Origin of the sequence: Paraburkholderia sp. J8-2, assembly GCF_905220195.1 — a bacterium.
In the GTDB taxonomy this organism is placed as follows: Bacteria; Pseudomonadota; Gammaproteobacteria; order Burkholderiales; family Burkholderiaceae; genus Paraburkholderia.
On record NZ_CAJMZA010000103.1, the window covers coordinates 1 to 940 of the forward strand.

Below are 940 nucleotides of genomic sequence, written 5' to 3' on the forward strand. Positions count from 1 at the left end.
GCGATCGCGTTGCCCGCGTAGATCGGACGCTCGAACGTGTCCGGCGCATCCACGGCGGTGATGTCGCTGATCTGCGCGACGTCGAGCTTCGCGGCAATACGCGGCGTGACGTTCTTGCCCGCTGCCGTTGCCGGCGCGAGGATGTGCGAGTAGTTCTTCGCAATGGCGAGGACCGTCGCTTCGACGTTCTCGGCGAGACCCTGTTCGAGTTGCGGCGCGTCGGCGAGCAGCACCTTCGCTACGCCTGCGATCTTCGCGGCTGCGTCCGCGGCGGCCTGGGCGTTGTGGCCCGCGACCAGCACGTGCACGTCGCCACCAATCTTCTGTGCTGCTGCGACGGTGTTCAGCGTCGCGGCCTTGATCGAGTGATTGTCGTGTTCAGCGATTACCAGATTCACCAGATTCGTCATTTTCGTCTCGCTCCTTACAGCACCTTGGCTTCCGTCTTCAGCTTCTCGACCAGCGTCTTCACGTCCGGCACCTTCACGCCTGCGCTACGCTTGGGCGGCTCGGCAACCTTCAGCGTCTTCAGACGCGGCGTGACGTCAACGCCCAGGTCTTCCGGCTTGACCGTTTCGAGCGGCTTCTTCTTCGCCTTCATGATGTTCGGCAGCGTGACGTAGCGCGGCTCGTTCAGGCGCAGATCCGTCGTGACCACGGCGGGCAGCGTGAGCGACAGCGTTTCCGCGCCGCCATCCACTTCGCGCGACACGGTCGCCTTGCCGTCGGCCACGACGACCTTCGATGCAAACGTCGCTTGCGGCAGGTTCGCGAGAGCGGCGAGCATCTGGCCGGTCTGGTTCGAATCGTCGTCGATGGCCTGCTTGCCGAGGATGACCAGTTGCGGCTGTTCCTTGTCGACCAGCGCCTTCAGGAGCTTGGCGACAGCCAGCGGCTGCAGGTCTTCGTTCGACTCGATGAGGATCGCACGGTCCGCGCC

General features: G+C 64.4%; 1 protein-coding gene and 1 pseudogene. Both read right to left on the reverse strand.

Translation table 11 applies throughout. The features are described 5' to 3' along the window. Positions 1 to 401: pseudogene (locus U5A52_RS42980) on the reverse strand (electron transfer flavoprotein subunit alpha/FixB family protein); the annotation flags it as partial. 23 nt (positions 402 to 424) lie between these two features. Further along, a partial coding sequence (locus U5A52_RS42985; RefSeq protein WP_321940484.1) for an electron transfer flavoprotein subunit beta/FixA family protein occupies positions 425 to 940 on the reverse strand: 516 nt, incomplete at its 5' end.